Below are 17996 nucleotides of genomic sequence, written 5' to 3'. Positions count from 1 at the left end.
CCATCAAGTGTCTTCGTGTAGGTCGAAGGGGGGTCCTTATGAGGGTAGGAAAGCTCGTCGTGGGGGTGCTGACCGTCCTGGCTGTCAGTTGGGGCGCGCATTGGTGTCCGTCACCCCAGAGCGAAGTCGCGGGATCGGCACCCACCGACTCCGAACCATCTATCCCCCCGACCTCAGCTTCACCCACCACGACAGTGGCTTCTCCTTCCGCAACTGCGGCCCCGACCCCGTCGCCGGCAACTCAGGCCGCCGAAGACGCAGCGAGGCAGGGTCTGACGGTGGTGTTCTCCTGGTACCCGGCTACGGACCGCACTCAGAACGACGCCTACGGACGCGCACGCCACTGGTTGACCGATTCCCTTGCCCAACGCATGAGCGTCGATGCCCACACCGAACGCGGACCAAGCGTGCAGTGGGCTCACTGGGGCGAGCAGCAGGCGAAGGTTATCGCCGACGTCGGCATCGAATGTTCCGGCTGTCCCGAGGACACCGACACCGTCATTCGCCGCGTAGCCACCATCAAACAGACAGCGGTGTCCGACAGCGGCACCGAGACCGTCCAGCCCGACACCAAGGTATGGGTCACGATCGTTCGAAAAGACGACCGCTGGCTCATCGACGAAATCCGTTACTGACCCGGAGGACCTGTGAAGCCTAAGAACCTTGTCGTCACCCTGATCACCGCAGCTCTTGCAGTGGGCGTGGTTTCGTGCGGGAGGGACGAACCGGCCGCGCCTACGCCGACCGTTTCCCCGAGCACGACTGCAGCACCGACGGCCGTGTCGGTCTTCGGCGAGGACACCACCGACCTGGTGTACAAAATCAACAAGCAGAATGCAACCGCCATAGTCGAGGCTGTGGAGGAACGCGGGGGCACGCCGGAGCAAGCGGTCGCAGCTCTTCTCGCCGGACAGGCCGAAACAGGCTGGACCTCCGGGTTATCTCTGCCCGCGCCGGCTACCGCGATCGCGGACATCTACGGATGGCGGTTCGCGTACAACATCGGGGCCGATTCCACGGACGCAGTGCGCGTCGCGACAGACACGTTCATGGACAACGCCGCTGGCGTGGACGTCGATCCGGGTAATCCGGTGGCGTACGCATTGGCGGTGCAGCGGACCGATACGCGCGAGTACGTCGAGGACAAGCGCTTTTATACGAACGGTGAGACTGCTATGTCGGAGTACGCAAAGGCCCAGCCTATCGCCGAGGCTGCGTACACGGAGTTGCGCGGTAAACGGTAACTCTGAACACGTACAGTGCCACGCGTGCACAGCGTTCCGCGCCAATCTATCCGAGTTCGACAGGCAACCTTCGTTTCCGAGAACGAGATCGTGCTCCTTCTCAGCAAGAAGGGCTGAGCATCAACGAGGTTCCCAACGTAGTTCTTCGGTATCCCAGCGCCTCAAGGGCAGAAGAACGATGAACGAGTACAAACCGCCCTACGTTGTCACGCGTGGTCCGCCCATGCTCGAAGACGGTGCCGTTCAGAGGTCGTTAATGATCGTCTACCGGAGTGACCTGGATGAGTGTCAGCTCCGCATGAGCGGGACGATCCTTGAGTTGGAATGGGCGCATAGTTACCGAGGACTTCACCCACTCGTCCTGACCACGGTGCAATTGCACCAGATCCACGGTATATGGGGCTTCTCCAAGGCTGATTCGCTTCGCGCTGGCCTGCAAGGTAGGTAGATCGTCCGGGTGCACGACAGGGCCGGTCAGGTGCGCGTACTGCCATTCGAGCCACTCCGGGGCACGGCCGATCCACAACACGATCGAGCCCCGGTGAGCTTCGAAGAGTGCGACGTGCACCTTTGACCCGTCGAGTCCTTCGGTGAGTCCGAGTTCGGCGAGCGTGGGCATGGATGGCGGATAGGCGTCGGAGAAGTCATGGTAGAGAACACGTACGCCCTTCCCGTCCGCGGTAGGTCGCAGGATTACCTGCCACTGCATGGCGTGGCCGTGATCGTGACGGACTGAGAACCAGGTGCTGAGCACCATCCCCGGCTTGGGTGCCAGCGTGATCTCGAGGAACTCCTGTTCTTTCTCCATATGGATTGCCCGATTGATGTAATCCGAAGAAAGCGCCGTAGGAACCCAGTCTTCGAGCAACGTTCCCGACATGGCCGCGGACTCCCAGGTCTGGTAGATCAGCCAATCGGTGGTCGACCAGAACACCCCTGACGTCAGTCGTCGCGGCGTCATCTTCTCCTTCGGATCGCCGACCCACATGTGGATGCCGTGCACGTCGCCGAAGGGCCCGATGATGGGCCAGGCGTAGAACCGCCACGCTCGGTTCAAGCGCTTCGAGTGCAGGACACGTTCGAACGGTTCTCGTGTCTTCCGTACGTGCTCGATGATCGGCTCGACGAGGATGTCTGCTGCTGGCGAGATGCTTCTCCTGGTGGAGATCATGTTTTTCGTCTCGCCCCCCGAAGCCACCAGTGTCGCGACGCCCTCGGTCAGCGTCTCGATCAAGTGCCATCCGCCCATGCAGACCTCGCTCATTACGATTGCGTATCGATCAAGCGGTCAGTGTAACGGTCGTCCATTCTCAAGCGATTGGGCGTCGCGTCTCATCGCTTGCGGGGTCGCATAACCAGGCGCAGGTTCTTGGGGCGGATCGTCAGAAGCTCTTCCACCTCCAACTCGTATCCCGGGACGGGTGCGATGTCGAAGTGCGTAAGGATGCGGGCCAGTGCGAGTATGGCCTCGTGCAGCGCGAATTGGCGACCGATGCACGCACGCGCGCCGACCCCGAATGGTTTGTATGCGTGGGCCGGACGAGCTCGTACGGCTGGGGGCAAGAACCGATCCGGATCAAACCGCTCTACGTCGTCGCCCCACAGTTGCGGATCGCGGTGCAGGGCGAGCAGGACCACCAGGATGGTTTCGCTCTTGCGGATCGGATAGCCGGCCAGGGTGGTCTCTTGGCGAGCTTTGCGAAAGAAGGCCGGGCCAGATGGCCACAGTCGCAGCGTCTCATCGACGATGCGCCGTACGTACCGCAACTTCGCAACCTGCTCGAAGCGCACCGGCGCGCCGCCCGTTCCGAACACCTCGTCGATTTCTTCCCGGGCCCGTTCGACAATCTCAGGGTTGAGTGACAGGTAGTGCAAGGCGAACGACAGCAACCCGGCGGTGGTCTCGTGCCCGGCGATCAAGAAGGTCAGGACCTGGTTACGGATGCTCTGATTCGACATCATCTCCCCCGTCTGGGGGTCCGGGTTCTCGAGCATTCGTTGCAACAGATCGTCCTGTCGCGGTGTCTCACCGCTGCGGCGGGCTGCAATGACCTGATCGACCGTGGTCTTCATCAACGCAATGTCTTTCGGATTTTGGCGCATAGCCTTCCATCCGAGAATTTCCCGAAGGACCGGAACATCGTTCGCAGTCTGGGAGACGTACGCCATGGCGCGACTCATGGATTCGACGAACGGATGGCGTCCAGGGGCGAACGAGTTGAAGCTGTAGCCAAATCCTGTGCGGCCGATAACCTCCAGGGTCAGCCGGTTCATGTCAGAAGATATGTCGACAGGCTCGCCGCTGGCCGTATCGGCCCAGTAGGCACATAGTTGATCGATGCATTCGACCATCGCGTCGTGGTAGCTGCGCATCGATGCCTGGCTGAAGGCCGGCATCAACACATTGTGCGCCTGCGCCCAGGCCGGCTCGCTGTTGAATGCGGTGAAAAGCCCGTCACCTGCCAGTTCTCGCAAATTGCTTACCGGAGGGACGACTGCCTTCGCGAACCGGGTTTCGTCAAAGACCTCTGCGGCTGCGTCGCCACCCCCCACCACGATGACCCTGCGGCCGAGGATGCTGATCTCGAAGACGTCGCCCAACTCCTGCACGAACTGCGCTTCCCGCTGCACCGGTCGCTGAGGATCGAGGCGCAGCACATCGCCAAGCAATGGCAGCCGCCACGACGGCCGAGGCATCCGCTGTTCCGCCACCTTGCCCTCCCCCGGAGCGTTCGGCGCGGTGTCTCCGGAACTGGCACTCCCCACAGAAGTCATGGCCCGAGTGTGCCGTACCGCTATCTCCTCCGCCGAACCCCACCTGAGACCATGCCGCACGGCCCGCGACGCGCCAGACCGGCCTTGACGACGCAAAAAGGACATGTCCTTTCGGGGACCTGTCTGGAGTCGAAATGTGGATATGACTTCATCCCGCCGCTGAGTCAGCTATGAATCCCGCGGCGCACAGCCACTATTCACCCGTGGCTACCAGATCAGCCATAGGAGCAATCTACCGACAGCTCAGGCACCTTCGGCCCGTTCAACCGTTGCGGGTGTTGTTGCCACTGGCCTGAGCGGGTCCGAACTCTGCATAGAGGGGAGAGCGCGATGGCGCCCTTTGCCCTGGCTCGCTCGAACAACCCTGCCGAGCACGAGATATGGGGAGCTCTCCCACGCCGATACATCCAAACATCGAGCGTTACAGTGATTTGCGGCACACACTTTGCCTCGGCCGTCCCACCTGGGTAAGTTCTCTTGTGCTCGGGGGAGTGCCTCCTTCGTGCTCGCGCCGGTCGGTGAGTGATTCCCGTCTGGAAGCAGTAGGCCCACGAAAATCGTGAGGTCTGCTTCCAGCTACCCGGAATCGGAGACGACATGCAGACCGCGAGCACCGGCGACGAAAGACGTATAAGACGTTCGCGGACGAAAGACCTACGAAGGCTCGCCGAGCGGCCTGTTTCGAGCGCGTTCGTGCGCCGCTCGCAGTTCATCCTCCGAAATCCCCAACGCTGCAGAGAGCCTTTCGCCGACGTTGTCGGAAAGCGAAATCACACCACGTTCCACGCAGCTCACGATCTGAGTGGTAACACCAGCTTTGGCACCGAGTTGCGGCTGCGTCAGACCCAGCAGCACACGCCAGTCACCCGGGTAGCGCTCGGCCTCGGGCACTTTCACCACGTCCGCGATCGTCACCCCCAGCACTTCGACAACCCGAGCGAGCAAATCGACCTGCGGGGAGGACTCGCCCATTTCCCAGCGGCGGACGGTCCCGGTACCTACCTTCGCGACCCGTGCGATCTCTGTCTGCGACAAGCCGGCGTTGAGGCGCGCCTGACGCAGAGCGTCGGGACTGAAGCCACGCATTACCCGTCGGCTCACCGTCCGAATCCTCCTCGTGAAGTCGTCATCGCTAGACACTGTGCAACTCCCTCGATACGATGCGCGCATATGGATTTGAATAGATCGTTTGTATAGATGGATGATATGGAAGGAGCGAAGTAGCCACTGAACGCGAACGGTCCCCCAGCTGTTAGCAGCAGCTGAGGGACCGTCCAATAGCAAGCCGACTGTTACAGCAGTCGAACAAGCCAGAGGCGCACGGGTTAGCAGCACGTGGCCTCGATTGCAGATATGGAGCCTGCAATGCACAGGTTAGTTGGCGCTGGGCAGATACGCCTAGTAGCAGAGAGTCCCGCCCGTCCTGACGGAGAGACTCACGACACAATTCGTGGCAGCAAGGACCCCCACTATCTCCTCGCTGAGCACCTGCCGAATCCGGAGGGCACCGCATGCTCGTCATGCGGGTTCACCTACTCCACGGACCGGCCGCTGTGCCTGCCCGTCGTCGCGGCGTTGCGCACGCTCACCGCACGCGCCCACACGCGATCATTCAGCGACTATTCGACGAACCAGCTCCGCGCGCTCGAGCGGGAACACTGCGGCATCGGCCGGTGCCGACGATGCGGATTCGTCTACACCCCCACTGTGCGCGTATGCCCTACTTCGCGGCGGATCGCCATCGAGCTCGAATCCCGCTTCAAAGCTCCGATGAGCCAGATCCGCGCAGGTCAAGGTCTGTGTTCCGGCAAAGGACAGGTGTGGACGGTGAGCGGAAACAAATCCGCCCCGTGGCGCCAAGCCGTCGCTGCGTGCGCCCAGTGCCCGCTGCTCACCTCATGCACCACCGAGCTCGACCGGAGGCTGGCCAGCGGGGAGAAGATCCGCGATCAGATCCTCGCGGGGCGACTGTTCTCCGGTAAAGGCGACGAGATCGCTCCCGAGATGTTCGATGCCTACGCCGACCGGTGCGGAGCCAAGACCAAGCGTCGAAAGCCCAAACCGAAGCCTCGACAGGCCCGGCGTGCGACGACCGCTCGAACTGCGCCTGCTTCTACTCCTGCGCAGGAGGTTCCAGCATCCCCCGCCGACGGACAACGCACGCTGTTCAAGGGAGCGGTGGCATGAAGCCCAGCCCGCACCTGAACCTGTTCGAAGCCATCGCCCAGGGCATCATCGAGGCACCGGCCGGCGACGACCACCCCGATGCAGACCGCTGGCAGTGGTTCGCCGACCTCTACGCCAACCGCACCTGGGGCCTGGTCGCTACCCTCGACGGGTTCCCGCGCCTGGCGGCCGACCAGATCGCCGCCGTCTGCCGGGACACCGCCACCGACACCGCGACGATCGATCAATGGCACGCCATCGCGGACATCGCGCGCACAGCCCGCACCGCCGCCCACTCCCCCGGTCTCGACATCGCGTGGAGCGCCGTCGCCGACACCTGCACCGACGCGCTCGATCATCTCGCCGGCCGCACCTTCGGTGGTCTCGAAGCCATCCTCGGCGCACTCGACGCCATCGGGCGCGAGCACGACACTGCGGTCGCGATGTCCTTCGTCCGCGACGCGTACACCGCCTGGCAACACCGCATAGCCCCACCCGCGGCAAGTGATCGGAATGCCGCGTGAACTCCCCGGTCGCCGTCGACCGGGACGGCCGCCGATGGGCGATCCTCGCCATCGGCAACAGGCTCACAGCCCGACTCGTCCGCGGCACCGCCGCTCCTGCGGTCCTGGACCTCGACGATCTGGTGCACAGGTACGGACCACTCGTCCTGTCCCCCACGCACCCGCATGTCGCCGGTGAGTTCATGGCGCTCGCCGACACGGTCGGTCTCGTCGCCTCCGATCCGGAAACAGCCTCGGTCGAACAGATCAGGCAGGTCGCCACTTTCGCACAGTCGATCGTCGCACCGCACGGTTCGTAGGACCTCCTACCGGCTCCACGCTACGGATTCCGTCCGTGCGCAGCTCGTCCATCACGAGCTACGCGCGCTCCGACACGGAGTCGTCACACGCACCTGAACGCCGAGGAGACGCATCCATGACCACGTAACCCGAACCAACCAGTCTGACAAATCAACAGCGCAGTGACTCAACCCAAAAGAGAAACCCACCCCTCGAAAGGGGTGGGCTTCACCAGAACATTCACAGAAGGACCCGCAAGATCCTTCATCCGTCGAGCACGAACGTCTAGCAGGACGATCACGTTCTTGGATGAGTCTCCGAAGTTCGCCGCTTCACAGACTCTGAGTTACTGCTTCCCCGAAGGGACTTACCGTGCCAGGTACGTCTCAGGGTAGCGCACACCCTGAAACACGCCCAACCACCTACACTTCCATCCTCGGCGCGTCGACCAACATCGATGATTCCGACCTTCCACTTCCGCAGCCGTTCACCGACGCCGAATGGGATGCCATCGTCGCTGCCGCCGTCGCGAACGTCGCCGCAATGGAAGCCGCCGAAACGCAGGACCATCCCGACGAGGACGCTGTCGACGACCTGCTCGACGCCCAACCTCCCGGAACCGGCGCCGCACTCTCCCTACCTGTCCCTGCCGGCGCATACGCCCGTGTCCCGACCTGGCACAGCCGCCGCTACTGGCTGACCCTGTGCGAATGGATCGCCACCCACACCGAACGCGGACGCACCGCCCTCACACGCCACGGCATCGCCGCGCAGACATTCCTACGGGTGTGTGCCGCCCACGCCCGGTACGCCGAATCCACGACCGGACGCCACGTCTGCGCATCCTTGGCCACCCTCGCCACCACAGACAGTCTGTCGATCGACCAGCTCAAACGTGGCCGACGCGCACTGAAAACACTCGACCTCGGCGTCGAACTGGCCCGCGGCAAGAAACTCAACGCCACCGAACGCGAAGCCGCCGCCCGCCTCTACAGCCGTACCCACGGCCAACCCCCTGTTCGACTGCAGATCGGCGCTGCGAGTGTGTGGGCGTTGTCCGCACCCGCATGGGCCGTCGAGACCATGCCCGCCCCGGAAGAACCGCAGAAGAAGCCACGGCGCCGGCCACGCTTCATCCCCACGACCGGAACCTCTACCACCCGTCCTGTTTCCTCGTCTCATCGCCGCTCACAGAGTTCCGCACCCCAATCCCCCAGTGGTTCTTTATCGTTGTGTCTTTCCGTCAGGAAAGATCACCAAGCGCGCACACGCGCAGGCGAACAGAACTCGACACCGACCACGCCCCGGCCGCTGGCCCTCCAACGAGCAGCCGCCCAATTCGTCGACCGCACCCCGGCACTCCGCACGATCGTCGGCATCGACGACGCAACCGGCAGACGCCGAGGGCACATCGGATCGGTCTGCGACCTCCTACTCGACGCCGGCATCGACACCGACCGCTGGACAGGCATCGACATCGCTCACGCCCTCAACCACGACGGCACCACTCGTGGATGGACATGGCCCACCGCACACGCGATGACCTCGCCGCTACGGATGGTGGCCTTCCGCCTCTCCCGCCTCGACTGGTCCGGCCCCTCCCCCACCGAACGCAAGATCCACGACCGAACGCACAAGGGCGAAACCCCGACAGATGCAGCACACCGGATGATCAAGACCCGCCACCGTGCCCTCGTCGCCACCTCGATCCCCCAGGCTCGACCAGCAACCGGCGAACATCGACAAGCAGTGCGCGAACAGCTCGCCACGGACCTCGCAGCGAAGAGGACCGCTGCTGCACGCTGTGCTCGATAAACGCGCCTACCCATTCACGCACAACAAGGAAGCGCTACCTCGGCATGCAGATAACCCTCAGCCGCAGACGGCAACCGCCTCACGACGCGGAGCCGACTGCCATACGTGCCCGCACCGCACATGCGTCGGCTCCCGGTCACCACCCTCGTCTCGACACCTCGAGCGCCCGGCGCGCCCGACAGCACGCATACGACTCGTTGACGCGGGCGTTTGCCGATATCCTCTGTTATGTTAACTATCAGGTTGGCCATTCGCGTGGACTGCAAATGAAGGTGCTTCGGCGGCCCGTCCGATCGCGCGGCCTGTCGGCACGAACCGCAGATCCGCAGTCACCGGATGACCGCAGTCCTGGGCGGCACGCTGATCGGTTCCGCAGCTCTGCGGCGTGCACTCTCGGTAGGCAACCAACGCCTCGGGCCGACGATAGGACTATCGGGTGGCGACATACCGACCGAGGGTGCGAAAGCCCACCACAGTGCTCGTCGCCGTCACATCGGCGATGGTCGCCTCCGTGCCGTAGACCAGCCCCTTCTCAATGTGATCTTGATGGATAATTATCGTTATCCACGATCAACCGTCACGAGTTGCGCGCCATGCGAACCCGTGACGTCCACATGGCGGAACGAGACAACCCCTCCGTGTCGACCGACTCACGCAGGCGCTGAACTGCGGATTCCCTACCCATCTGCCGAGCTCCGCCTCCTCGCCGACTCCCGCTATCCCACGCTCGCACGGGGGATGTTCACCCGGTCAGTGGATCCTCCCCACCCTTCTGACCTGGCGACCTTGACCCACATTCGCATTATGTGCGAATATTTCGCGCACAATGCGAGGGGGTCTCCATGGGTCGTTCGGATCGCCGTGGACCTGGGGATGCGTCGCTGCACCTTGCCGACGGTGTGGCACTGCTCCGACCCGAAGAGCAGGTCTTTCAGGCCATGCTCGACGGATGGCGAAACCAGCAACTCAGTCGCAATCTGGGCTTCGGTACCGTCAACGCACGAGAGGCGATCGTCCGCCGCTTTCACGCCTTTGCCGGCAGTGAGCCGTGGGAATGGTCCGCTGCCGATGTCGACGAATTCTTCATGCAGCGTCGGGCGATCCACGGCTTGGCGCAGAGCACACTTTTGGGCTATCAACTGGCACTGCGGGCGTTCTTGGCATATCTCGTCGATCCTGCATATGGATGGTCCGAAGCATGCGAGGAACGATTCGGAACTCACCCCACCCAGGTCTGCCACGAATGGAACACCGCCCGCCACACCCAGGACGCGATCGCTCGACCGAAGAAACGAGCCCTGACCTGGGAGGAAGTTCAGGACCTTTTCGACCACGCCGACAATCGTGTCGAACGCATCCTGACCCAAGGAAGGAAGGGAGCCATCCCAGCGTTTCGGGACGCGGTGCTGCTCAAGGTGGCGTACGCCTGGGGACTTCGCAGAAACGAAGTTCGTATGCTCGACACGATCGACTTCGGATTCAATCCGAAAGCTCCCGCGTTCGGCCGATACGGCGTTCTGTACGTGCGGTACGGGAAGGCGATGAAAGGCGCCCCGCCGAAGCGTCGAAGTGTCCTGACCGTTCCCGAGATGGACTGGGCGGTCGAGAGTCTGGTCCAATGGATCGAGGATATTCGACCCCGAATATCAGGCGAGGACAACCCTGCCCTGTGGTGCACGGAACGCAGTAGCCGTATCGCACTGGGCTCGGTATCCAACACGTTCAACCAGTTCCGCACGGAGCTCGGTCTCGCCTCGGGCATCGACTTTCATTCGCTCCGCAGATCCTACGTCAGCCATCTCATCGAATACGGTTATGAGGCCCGGTTCGTGCAGGAGCAAGTCGGGCACGAACACGCGAGCACCACGTCGATCTACACGCACGTATCATCCGACTACCGCACACGTGTCGTTCAAAATGCCTTCGAGCGCATTGCGGGACGAGCGGTCCGACAGGGTTCGGACGAAAGGAGGAATCGTGAATCGACGAGTTGAATATTCGTGGCGCCTCCGGGAAATTATGGCAGCGCGGGGTTTGAATAATATTTCGGAACTCATACCGCTGTTGGTCGAGCGTGGAATCGACCTCTCCCCGTCTCAGCTGTATCGAATGCTCGGCCAGCAACCGGATCGAATGTCTCTGGCCCTGCTGGGCGCACTATGCGATGCGCTCGACTGCTCGGTGGAAGATCTCTGCCAGTTCCGCATCGAGGCGACCCCGAGCCGCAGAACCACGACAGCCGGTGGCGGTGGCGGTGGCGGCGTAGTGGATCTGAACAGCACGATCAGACCGAAGCGGGCACGGATCCGTCCGGCGGAGTAGACATGTCAGCTACTCCATGCGCCCGGTGCGATCGTCGTGTTCGGGTCTACTGGCGGTGGCCGGAGGGCGTGGTGTGTAGCCGGTGTTACCACCGTGCAGTCGGCAAACGTGGAATGTGCCCGGGATGCTCCCGTGAACGACTCCTGCCGGGCCTGGACCCGGATAATCGGCCGATCTGTACGGATTGCGCAGAGATACCTCGAAGCTTCTACTGCACTCGATGTGGGAACGAGGACCATCTGTTTCGTCAACAGATGTGTGTCCGCTGTTGTGTGACAGATGATTTGTCGATTCTCCTGGACGACGGGTCCGGAAGCCTGTGCCAGGAGCTCACTCCCTTCTACAAGGCGGTCATCGCGCAGCCGCGACCCATGAGCGCGATAATCTGGCTCCGTAACGGGCATGTGCGGCAGGTTCTCCGCAGTCTGGCTCACGGCGAGTCGCCGATCGAGCATGAGACATTCGACAGTTACGGCGAATACGCGAAGGTCAAGCACCTGCATCAGCTCTTGACGAAATTAGGCGTCCTTGAATACAGGGATCCGAACCTGCAACTTTATACTCGGTGGCTCGAGCGCACGATGGACGCGTGCGCTCTCAACGACGAGCACACCAAAGTGGTTCGGCAGTACGCACGGTGGCATCACCTAAGAAGGCTGCGGGAACTCTCCGACAAGAAAAGCCTGAGGGAGGGCCATGTCAGAACCTCGAAACAGGACACGACCGTAGCTATCAATTTCCTGAACTGGCTCGAGAAGAGGTCGCTTTCGCTGAGTCGATGCCGCCAGGCCCATATCGACGAATGGTTCGCTACAGGAAATACAACACGGATGCGTGTGAAAAGCTTCATGAAATGGTCGCTCCGTAACGGCTATGTTTCCCGCATCGATCTCCCAGGGAGTACGGCATTTCGATCACCTGATATCGATCAGGACAAGCGATTGAACCTCATGGCAGGGTTGCTCGACAACACGGAAATTCCGCTGTCCTGTCGCACTGCCGCCATTCTTTTCCTTCTTTACGGTCAACCCGTCACTCGGTTGGTTCGCCTCACCCTCAACGACATTAAGGTGAAAGAAGATGTGATCGAGATTCTTTTCGGCGATCATCCCGTGCAGGTCCCCCACCCGTTCGACGAAATACTACGACTTTATGTGCAGTCCAGGCCTAACATCAACACTGCAGGCAACGCTGACTCGTCCTACTTATTCGCCGGAATCTGCCCTGACCAGCCGCTCAGTGCCAACTATCTGATGAAACAGATGAGGAAGCATGGAGTTGAGTTGCGTGCGATGAAGGCGGCGGCCATACGCGATCTGGTCCGGGAGATGCCGGCGGTTGTTGCGGCTCGAACGCTCGGATTCAAGACGGCTTCGTTGGAAGCGCATGCTGCTCGAGCCGGCATGACATGGGCTTCCTATCCTGCGCTTCACCGTTCTGGGCGGGAGAACTCATGATCGTCGAACACGTGATCACACCGGTAGATCTCTGCGGGAGAGCTGCGTGCGGATGGCACCGACCATCAGCGTCGTCCTGCGGCCCGGGAGCATTCCCCCGTCGAGATGATCGAGCTCGTTAATGGATGCGAGTTACTACTCTCTCCGGGCTCGCGGGGTCGGAAAATGTCGCAGTAGGCACGCCGACGCTGAGCGGTTCCATGCTCGGCGCTCATCGACTAGGACCTTTCGAACCGATCGAAGGGTGTTCGTCAGGACAGTGCACGCTCGTCGGCGTGGCGTCCGCGGGTGAGCAGGATGCCGAGTCCGATCATGCCGACACCAAGGGTGAAGTGCAGCCAGTCGTCGGCGTGGTTGAGCGGGATGAAGTTGATCGCGCCGTCTTTGTCGAGCAGGAGTCCGAACACCCACAGCCCGAGGTAGATCAGTCCGCCGAGGAGCAGGTAGATCCCTGCAGCGGAGGGAATGCGGGCCGAAGTGATCCCGGCGATGCCGTAGAGCACGTGGACGAGGTTGTGCAGCACGGACACCTGGAACAGTCCGAACAACATTGCGCCGGAGCTGTGTCCGGCACCGGCGAGATGGTCGAGGTCGGAGGTGACACCCGGAATGAATCCGAGGATGCCGACGAGCAGGAACACGGCGCCGACAACCAGCGCGGCGGTCTGGACCGGGGTCGCGGTGAGTGAGCGTCGAGTCGGGCGGGACGATGGAGAAGTCATCATGCGCCCCCTTTCGCACGATCGATGCAGCATGCGCTTCTTCCGTATAGGTTTTCCGGCGTCGCTCAGCACCAAACCGCCGGGGGCGGCGTAGGTCGAGGACCATCAGTGTGTATCCGGCCGCCGCGGTGCGGGGCCAGGGGATGCCCAACGGTGTGTGAAGGTTTCCTCGACATCGCGGGCACGGCGCTCGAGATGGAGGCGGGTTGTGCCGTCGTGGGCGTTGATCCGATCACGTACCAGGACGAGTTGATCGTGGATTGCGCTGCGGTGCTCCTCGGTGGTCGCCTTCCGTGCCAACAGGTGCAGCATCGACAGCAGTGCCCCGAGGACCTCGGGGTCGGTGGCGCCGTAGATCCGCGGCTGCGTGCATACCAGATCCAGTAGGTCGGCGAAGGTCGGGCACGCGATCACCACGCGGGCCCGGTCATCGGAGTCGCATACCGTATACGGCCCCAGGCGGGCGGGCAGCAATTCGACGAGCACTGCGGTGCACGCGACCAGTCCGTGCACCGCGGTGGTCGGATCGTTGATACCCGGGGACAGGGCACGCACCACCACATCGGTGAGTTGACGTAGTCCGTAGCCGACGTCCTGGGCGGTGGTCCGTTCGCTGCCGGTGCGCACCGCGTCGCGGATCTGGTCGGCGAGCCGGTCAGATGTCTCGCCGGTCAAGGGGTGTGGTGGGTGCGCAGGCCAGCAGCGCGCGATCGGTGTTCCCGCCACGAGGGGGCTGCCCACCGGACGATCGATCCGTACCAGCGCGTCGGCGTGCACCGCTGCGGTAAGGACGGCGTGTTCGTCGATTTCGATCACGAATCCGGAACCGGTCGCGTCGACGAGGTGGGCGTGCGGTGGCGGTTCGGGTAGCGGTTGTGCAGGGCCGCTGTCGGCGGTGGCCCGGGGCAGGATGTGCGCGGCGGTCGCGCAGGTGTCGGCGCGTACCTGATCGAGGATGGTTTCGATGCGGATCTGCCGGACCAGATGCCCGAGGAAGAGCACCAGCGACACCACGCTGGCGACGGTCAGGGCATACGCCAGGGTCACGGCCAGTTGGGGCACGAATTCGTTGGTGTCGGTGCCGGTCTCGTTGCGGACTGTCCGCAGCACCGTCAGCGCGTAGATGAAGGTGCTCAGGAACAACGCCAGGGTGCGTTGCACGACCCGGTCGGCGGCGAAGGTACGCAGCAGCCGCGGCGAGTATTGGCTGCTGGCCAGCTGCAAGGTCACCAATGTGAGGGAGAACGTCAACGAAGTGACGGTGATGAGCGAGGCGGCGATCGCGCCGAGCACCTCCCGGGCCGCGTCGGCGCCACCGCCGAACAGATAGCCGGCCACCGCCGGGGGCATGTGGTCGTCGACGGCGGTGTCGAGTTCGGGCACGCCGATCCCGGCGAGGACCGCGAGCAGCACCGCCACGGCCGGCAACGGCCATAGGCGCGAGCGCAGGGCCTCGGCCAGCACGCGGCGCCGCCGACGTAGCACCTCGAGCGGATTCGTGTGCCCGGTGCTCTCGCTGGTCATGGGAGCCTCCGGGGCGTCATCGACGGTCTCCATCATGCGTATCGGGTCGCCGGTCGTTGTCTGCGGGGCGGGCCACGTCCTGGAGGGCCGAGCCGTCACCGCGCTGCTCGCGGGCGATCACACTGAAGCTGCCGTCCGTTTCGAGTACCACCGCCGCGACCTGTCCCAGGTCGCCGAACCCGGAGGCACGCACCGCTTGCCGCACCTCGCCGGGGCTGACCCGCTGCTGCGCCAGCGCCCGGTCGAGCAGCACTCCCTCCTCGACGAGGAGGGTGGGATCGGCGGTGAGCACGGTGCGCACGCGGGGTCGGCGGGAGGAGACGAACGCGGCCAGATACTGCAGCGCCGCCAACAGCACCAGTGCCACCGCGCCCTCGGACCACGACACATCGGAGCTGAGCAGGATCGTCGCCAGCGTCGAACCGAGAGCGACGGTGACGACGAGGTCGAAGGCGTTGAGTTTGGCCAGGGTTCGTTTTCCCGAGATTCGCAGTACGAACACCAGCCAGAGATAGGCGGCCGCACCGACGAGCACCACACGCATCAGATCGGACCAGCTTCCGAACCACATTCGTCGGGCATACCCGCCCCGGCAGACGGGTACTCGCCCGGCCATGGCCACCGATCGCACCCGAACAGATCCGTCGCTGCGACTGTCCGTCGGCCGGGAGCAGGTCGTGATCGACAACCGGTACGAGACGGCCTCGATCGTCAACGACGTCCTGATCGCGGTGTTCTTCACCGTCGGTAGCGTGTTGTTCTTCTTCGACTCCACCCAGACCGCCGGTACCTGGCTGTTCCTGCTCGGCTCGCTCGATTTTCTCGCTCGGCCCGTGATCCGCCTGAGCCGGCGCACGCATCTGCGACGGCTGGGACATCACTCCGGTGCCACCGGCGGTGACTACGACTACTGACCGTCCGAATCTGGGCCCGCGATCCGCGCACGAGCCCCCTCGTCGGGCCGTGCAGGATTGCCAGGGGGCGATCCGGGAATGCGACCGTTATGCACATCGATGTCGTTCTCACCGTGGTCGGCGCGCTCGGCGTGGTCGTGGCAGCGATTTCCTCGACAATGCGACGCCTGCCGTTGTCCGAACCCTTACTCGGTCTGCTTGCCGGGGTACTGCTCGGTCCCCAACTGCTCGATGCGTTGCCGATCGCACCGGTGACGGTCGAGCACGGCCTGTTCCACGAGCTCGCCAGGGTTCTCTTGGCCGTGTCCGTGATGGCGGTTGCGTTGCGTTACCCCATCGCCGCAGTGCGTCGCCACCGCCGCGCACTGGCGGTGTTGCTGCTGGTCGTCATGCCCGCGATGGCGGCGATCTCGGCCGGACTCGGATGGGCGGTGGCCGGATTACCGCTGGCCGCGGCGCTGTTGTTCGGGGCCGCGATCTGCCCGACCGATCCGGTGCTGGCCTCGAGTGTGGTCACTGGCGATCTTGCCGAACGGGACCTTCCCGCCCGGGACCGACAGCTGCTCTCGCTCGAATCCGGCGCGAACGACGGCCTGGCGCTGCCACTGGTGGTCGCCGCGATCGCGGTCGCCGGCCCACTCAGCGCCGGTGCGGCGGTCAGCGAATCACTGTGGCAGGTCCTCGGCGCCCTGGTCGCCGGCGCACTCCTCGGCGCCGTCGGCGGTGCAGCATTGCGACTGGGTGACAAGCACGGCGCCACCGCACACGGCCCGGCCCTGTTGTTCACCGCTGTGTTGGCCCTGGGCATCCTCGGTGTGGCCGGTCTGCTGCACGTCGACGGGGTGCTCGCCGTATTCGTGGGCGGTCTGGCCTTCAACGCCGTCGGCACCGGCGCCGAACGGACTTCCGAAGTCGAGATCGATGAGGCCGTCAACAGGTTCGCAGTCCTGCCGTTGTTCTTCCTGCTCGGCGCCGCCCTGCCGTGGCAGCAATGGGCCGAGCTGGGCTGGAAAGCGCCCGCCTTGATGGTCGCTGTCCTGCTTCTGCGGCGGATCCCGATCGTGCTGTTGTTGCGACGGCCACTGCATCTACCGCTGCCCGACGCGGTGTATCTCGGCTGGTTCGGGCCGGTGGGGGTGTCCGCATTGTTCTATCTGACGATGGAAGCCGAACGCCTCGGCGTCGACGACGCCGTGCTCGGCGCCGGCACGCTCGTGCTGACCGCGAGCACAGTGGCGTTCGGTCTCACCGCCGCAGCCGGGCGCAAACTCTACGTTCGGGCCGTAACAGGAAGAGTCGATCGGGTGCAGCCGACGCGCGCTAGGGACCGGAGGTAGACGGCAATGACGTGGTTACTCAGCGCGCTCGGCGCAGCGCTCATCGCGGTGGCGCTGCGGGATATCTATGCGACCTTGTGGCATCCACACGGGCTGGGCACGCTGAGCCGCTGGGTGTCCGAATCATCTGGTCGATCGCCGGGAGGATCCGCCGCCACGGTCGGGCGCTCGGCTCCGCCGGCACGCTGGGCATGATCGCCACGGTGTTGCTGTGGGCTGCGATGATCGTGACCGGGTGGGCGCTGATCTACCTGCCGCACATGCCGGGCGGTTTCTCCTTTGCCTCTGCGCTGCAGCCGCAGTCGTCATCCGATCCGGTGGCGTCGCTGTATCTGTCGCTGGTGACTGTGGCCACCCTCGGCTACGGCGACATCACCCCCGTCTATCCGGTGCTGCGGCTGCTGCTCCCGGTGCAGGCGTTGATCGGGTTCGTGCTGTTCACCGCGGCGATCTCGTGGATCCTGCAGATCTACCCGGCGCTGATCCGCCGCCGCGCCGCCGCCCGGACCGTGCATCTGCTGATCTCGACCGATTCGACCGAGGTTGCCCGCCGTGGAGAGGCGAGCATCGCGTGCGCGCTACTCGACGAGCTCACCGAGTCGTTGACCACCGTGGAGTTCGATCTGCGGCAGTACGGCGAAACGTACTTCTTCCGCGACGCCGACTCCGATCGGTCCCTGGCCGCGATGCTCGGGCACGCTCCCTCTCTGGTTCGGGCCGGGGAGGCATCGACGGCGATGGAGGTGCGCCGCGCCGCAGTGCGGCTCGAGCAGCAACTCGGGTCGCTCACCAGTTATCTCGATAGCCGTTATCTGCACACCGGAGGATCGATCGAACAGATCTGCGCTGCTTACGCCGCCGACCACCGGCACCGGACCACACCACGGTGACCCGGCGCCGGCGATGCTGCGTGAGCA

At 63.7% G+C, this 17996-nt stretch carries 18 protein-coding genes; 12 read left to right on the top strand and 6 right to left on the bottom strand.

Going from position 1 to position 17996, the window contains the following annotated elements; translation table 11 throughout:
- The first annotated feature begins 278 nt into the window (after positions 1-278).
- Positions 279-635 (top strand): hypothetical protein, encoded by a 357-nt coding sequence (locus U9J23_RS26465; RefSeq protein ID WP_272269958.1) that lies wholly within the window; start codon positions 279-281, stop codon positions 633-635.
- A gap of 12 nt (positions 636-647) precedes the next feature.
- A complete protein-coding gene (locus U9J23_RS26460; RefSeq protein WP_272269956.1) occupies positions 648-1244 on the top strand; it encodes a hypothetical protein in 597 nt (198 codons plus the stop codon).
- 253 nt (positions 1245-1497) lie between these two features.
- Here U9J23_RS26460 and U9J23_RS26455 read toward each other — a convergent pair whose 3' ends face one another.
- The 3 genes from U9J23_RS26455 to U9J23_RS26445 all read right to left on the bottom strand — a co-directional run bounded on the left by U9J23_RS26455 (position 1498) and on the right by U9J23_RS26445 (position 5105).
- Positions 1498-2508, bottom strand: a complete 1011-nt coding sequence (locus tag U9J23_RS26455; RefSeq protein WP_272269954.1) for a GAF domain-containing protein — start codon at positions 2506-2508, stop codon at positions 1498-1500.
- 68 nt (positions 2509-2576) lie between these two features.
- The gene (locus U9J23_RS26450) at positions 2577-3941 is read right to left on the bottom strand and encodes a cytochrome P450 (protein ID WP_272269986.1); all 1365 of its coding nucleotides are present in this window, start codon (positions 3939-3941) and stop codon (positions 2577-2579) included.
- A gap of 732 nt (positions 3942-4673) precedes the next feature.
- Complete coding sequence (locus U9J23_RS26445; protein WP_068166605.1) at positions 4674-5105, bottom strand: helix-turn-helix domain-containing protein; 432 nt, start codon at positions 5103-5105, stop codon at positions 4674-4676.
- Between the two features lie 741 nt (positions 5106-5846).
- Here U9J23_RS26445 and U9J23_RS26440 point away from each other — a divergent pair.
- From U9J23_RS26440 to U9J23_RS26410, 7 genes are all read left to right on the top strand, one after another.
- Positions 5847-6206 carry a hypothetical protein gene (locus U9J23_RS26440; RefSeq protein ID WP_272269685.1) on the top strand — a complete coding sequence of 120 codons (360 nt, stop codon included), beginning with the start codon at positions 5847-5849 and terminating at the stop codon, positions 6204-6206.
- Positions 6203-6709, top strand: a complete 507-nt coding sequence (locus U9J23_RS26435; RefSeq protein ID WP_272269687.1) for a hypothetical protein — start codon at positions 6203-6205, stop codon at positions 6707-6709. Before U9J23_RS26440 ends, U9J23_RS26435 begins: the two co-directional genes overlap by 4 nt.
- Complete coding sequence (locus tag U9J23_RS26430) at positions 6706-7008, top strand: hypothetical protein (protein WP_272269688.1); 303 nt, start codon at positions 6706-6708, stop codon at positions 7006-7008. The genes U9J23_RS26435 and U9J23_RS26430 overlap by 4 nt, the downstream gene beginning before the upstream one ends.
- A gap of 352 nt (positions 7009-7360) precedes the next feature.
- Complete coding sequence (locus U9J23_RS26425) at positions 7361-8803, top strand: hypothetical protein (protein ID WP_272269690.1); 1443 nt, start codon at positions 7361-7363, stop codon at positions 8801-8803.
- A gap of 842 nt (positions 8804-9645) precedes the next feature.
- Positions 9646-10797 (top strand): tyrosine-type recombinase/integrase, encoded by a 1152-nt coding sequence (locus tag U9J23_RS26420; protein ID WP_272269693.1) that lies wholly within the window; start codon positions 9646-9648, stop codon positions 10795-10797.
- Positions 10781-11125 carry a helix-turn-helix domain-containing protein gene (locus tag U9J23_RS26415; protein WP_272269695.1) on the top strand — a complete coding sequence of 115 codons (345 nt, stop codon included), beginning with the start codon at positions 10781-10783 and terminating at the stop codon, positions 11123-11125. Before U9J23_RS26420 ends, U9J23_RS26415 begins: the two co-directional genes overlap by 17 nt.
- Positions 11126-11397: 272 nt before the next feature.
- Positions 11398-12582 carry a hypothetical protein gene (locus tag U9J23_RS26410; protein WP_272269697.1) on the top strand — a complete coding sequence of 395 codons (1185 nt, stop codon included), beginning with the start codon at positions 11398-11400 and terminating at the stop codon, positions 12580-12582.
- Positions 12583-12833: 251 nt separating this feature from the next.
- Here the strand turns inward: U9J23_RS26410 and U9J23_RS26405 are convergent, their stop codons facing one another.
- The 3 genes from U9J23_RS26405 to U9J23_RS26395 form a co-directional block, all read right to left on the bottom strand.
- Positions 12834-13304: a DUF4383 domain-containing protein gene (locus tag U9J23_RS26405; RefSeq protein WP_231782007.1), complete on the bottom strand. Its 471-nt coding sequence runs from the start codon at positions 13302-13304 to the stop codon at positions 12834-12836.
- Between the two features lie 105 nt (positions 13305-13409).
- Positions 13410-14828 carry a DUF2254 domain-containing protein gene (locus tag U9J23_RS26400; RefSeq protein WP_272269701.1) on the bottom strand — a complete coding sequence of 473 codons (1419 nt, stop codon included), beginning with the start codon at positions 14826-14828 and terminating at the stop codon, positions 13410-13412.
- A gap of 16 nt (positions 14829-14844) precedes the next feature.
- The gene (locus U9J23_RS26395) at positions 14845-15399 is read right to left on the bottom strand and encodes a DUF421 domain-containing protein (protein ID WP_272269704.1); all 555 of its coding nucleotides are present in this window, start codon (positions 15397-15399) and stop codon (positions 14845-14847) included.
- Between the two features lie 43 nt (positions 15400-15442).
- On the opposite strand from U9J23_RS26395, the gene U9J23_RS26390 reads away from it, so the two are divergent.
- The 3 genes from U9J23_RS26390 to U9J23_RS26380 all read left to right on the top strand — a co-directional run bounded on the left by U9J23_RS26390 (position 15443) and on the right by U9J23_RS26380 (position 17969).
- Positions 15443-15742, top strand: coding sequence for a YrhK family protein (locus U9J23_RS26390; protein WP_200360353.1), 300 nt, complete (start codon positions 15443-15445; stop codon positions 15740-15742).
- An 89-nt stretch (positions 15743-15831) separates the two neighbouring features.
- Complete coding sequence (locus U9J23_RS26385) at positions 15832-17079, top strand: cation:proton antiporter domain-containing protein (RefSeq protein WP_272269708.1); 1248 nt, start codon at positions 15832-15834, stop codon at positions 17077-17079.
- Between the two features lie 77 nt (positions 17080-17156).
- Positions 17157-17969 carry a potassium channel family protein gene (locus tag U9J23_RS26380; RefSeq protein ID WP_326603266.1) on the top strand — a complete coding sequence of 271 codons (813 nt, stop codon included), beginning with the start codon at positions 17157-17159 and terminating at the stop codon, positions 17967-17969.
- The last annotated feature ends 27 nt before the right edge of the window (positions 17970-17996 follow it).

Source organism: Rhodococcus sp. PD04 (genome assembly GCF_035918275.1).
GTDB classification, from domain to species: Bacteria; Actinomycetota; Actinomycetes; order Mycobacteriales; family Mycobacteriaceae; genus Rhodococcus; species Rhodococcus rhodochrous.
Note: the sequence above shows the minus strand (reverse complement) of the source record. Positions and strands in the feature narration are given on the sequence as shown.

Coding starts and splice junctions, on each gene's coding strand:
- U9J23_RS26455 (WP_272269954.1), bottom strand. CDS start 2,508: ATGAGCGAGGTCTGCATGGGCGGATGGCACTTGATCGAGACGCTGACC.
- U9J23_RS26450 (WP_272269986.1), bottom strand. CDS start 3,941: ATGCCTCGGCCGTCGTGGCGGCTGCCATTGCTTGGCGATGTGCTGCGC.
- U9J23_RS26445 (WP_068166605.1), bottom strand. CDS start 5,105: ATGCGTGGCTTCAGTCCCGACGCTCTGCGTCAGGCGCGCCTCAACGCC.
- U9J23_RS26435 (WP_272269687.1), top strand. CDS start 6,203: ATGAAGCCCAGCCCGCACCTGAACCTGTTCGAAGCCATCGCCCAGGGC.
- U9J23_RS26420 (WP_272269693.1), top strand. CDS start 9,646: ATGGGTCGTTCGGATCGCCGTGGACCTGGGGATGCGTCGCTGCACCTT.
- U9J23_RS26405 (WP_231782007.1), bottom strand. CDS start 13,304: ATGACTTCTCCATCGTCCCGCCCGACTCGACGCTCACTCACCGCGACC.
- U9J23_RS26400 (WP_272269701.1), bottom strand. CDS start 14,828: ATGACCAGCGAGAGCACCGGGCACACGAATCCGCTCGAGGTGCTACGT.
- U9J23_RS26395 (WP_272269704.1), bottom strand. CDS start 15,399: ATGTGGTTCGGAAGCTGGTCCGATCTGATGCGTGTGGTGCTCGTCGGT.
- U9J23_RS26390 (WP_200360353.1), top strand. CDS start 15,443: ATGGCCACCGATCGCACCCGAACAGATCCGTCGCTGCGACTGTCCGTC.
- U9J23_RS26385 (WP_272269708.1), top strand. CDS start 15,832: ATGCACATCGATGTCGTTCTCACCGTGGTCGGCGCGCTCGGCGTGGTC.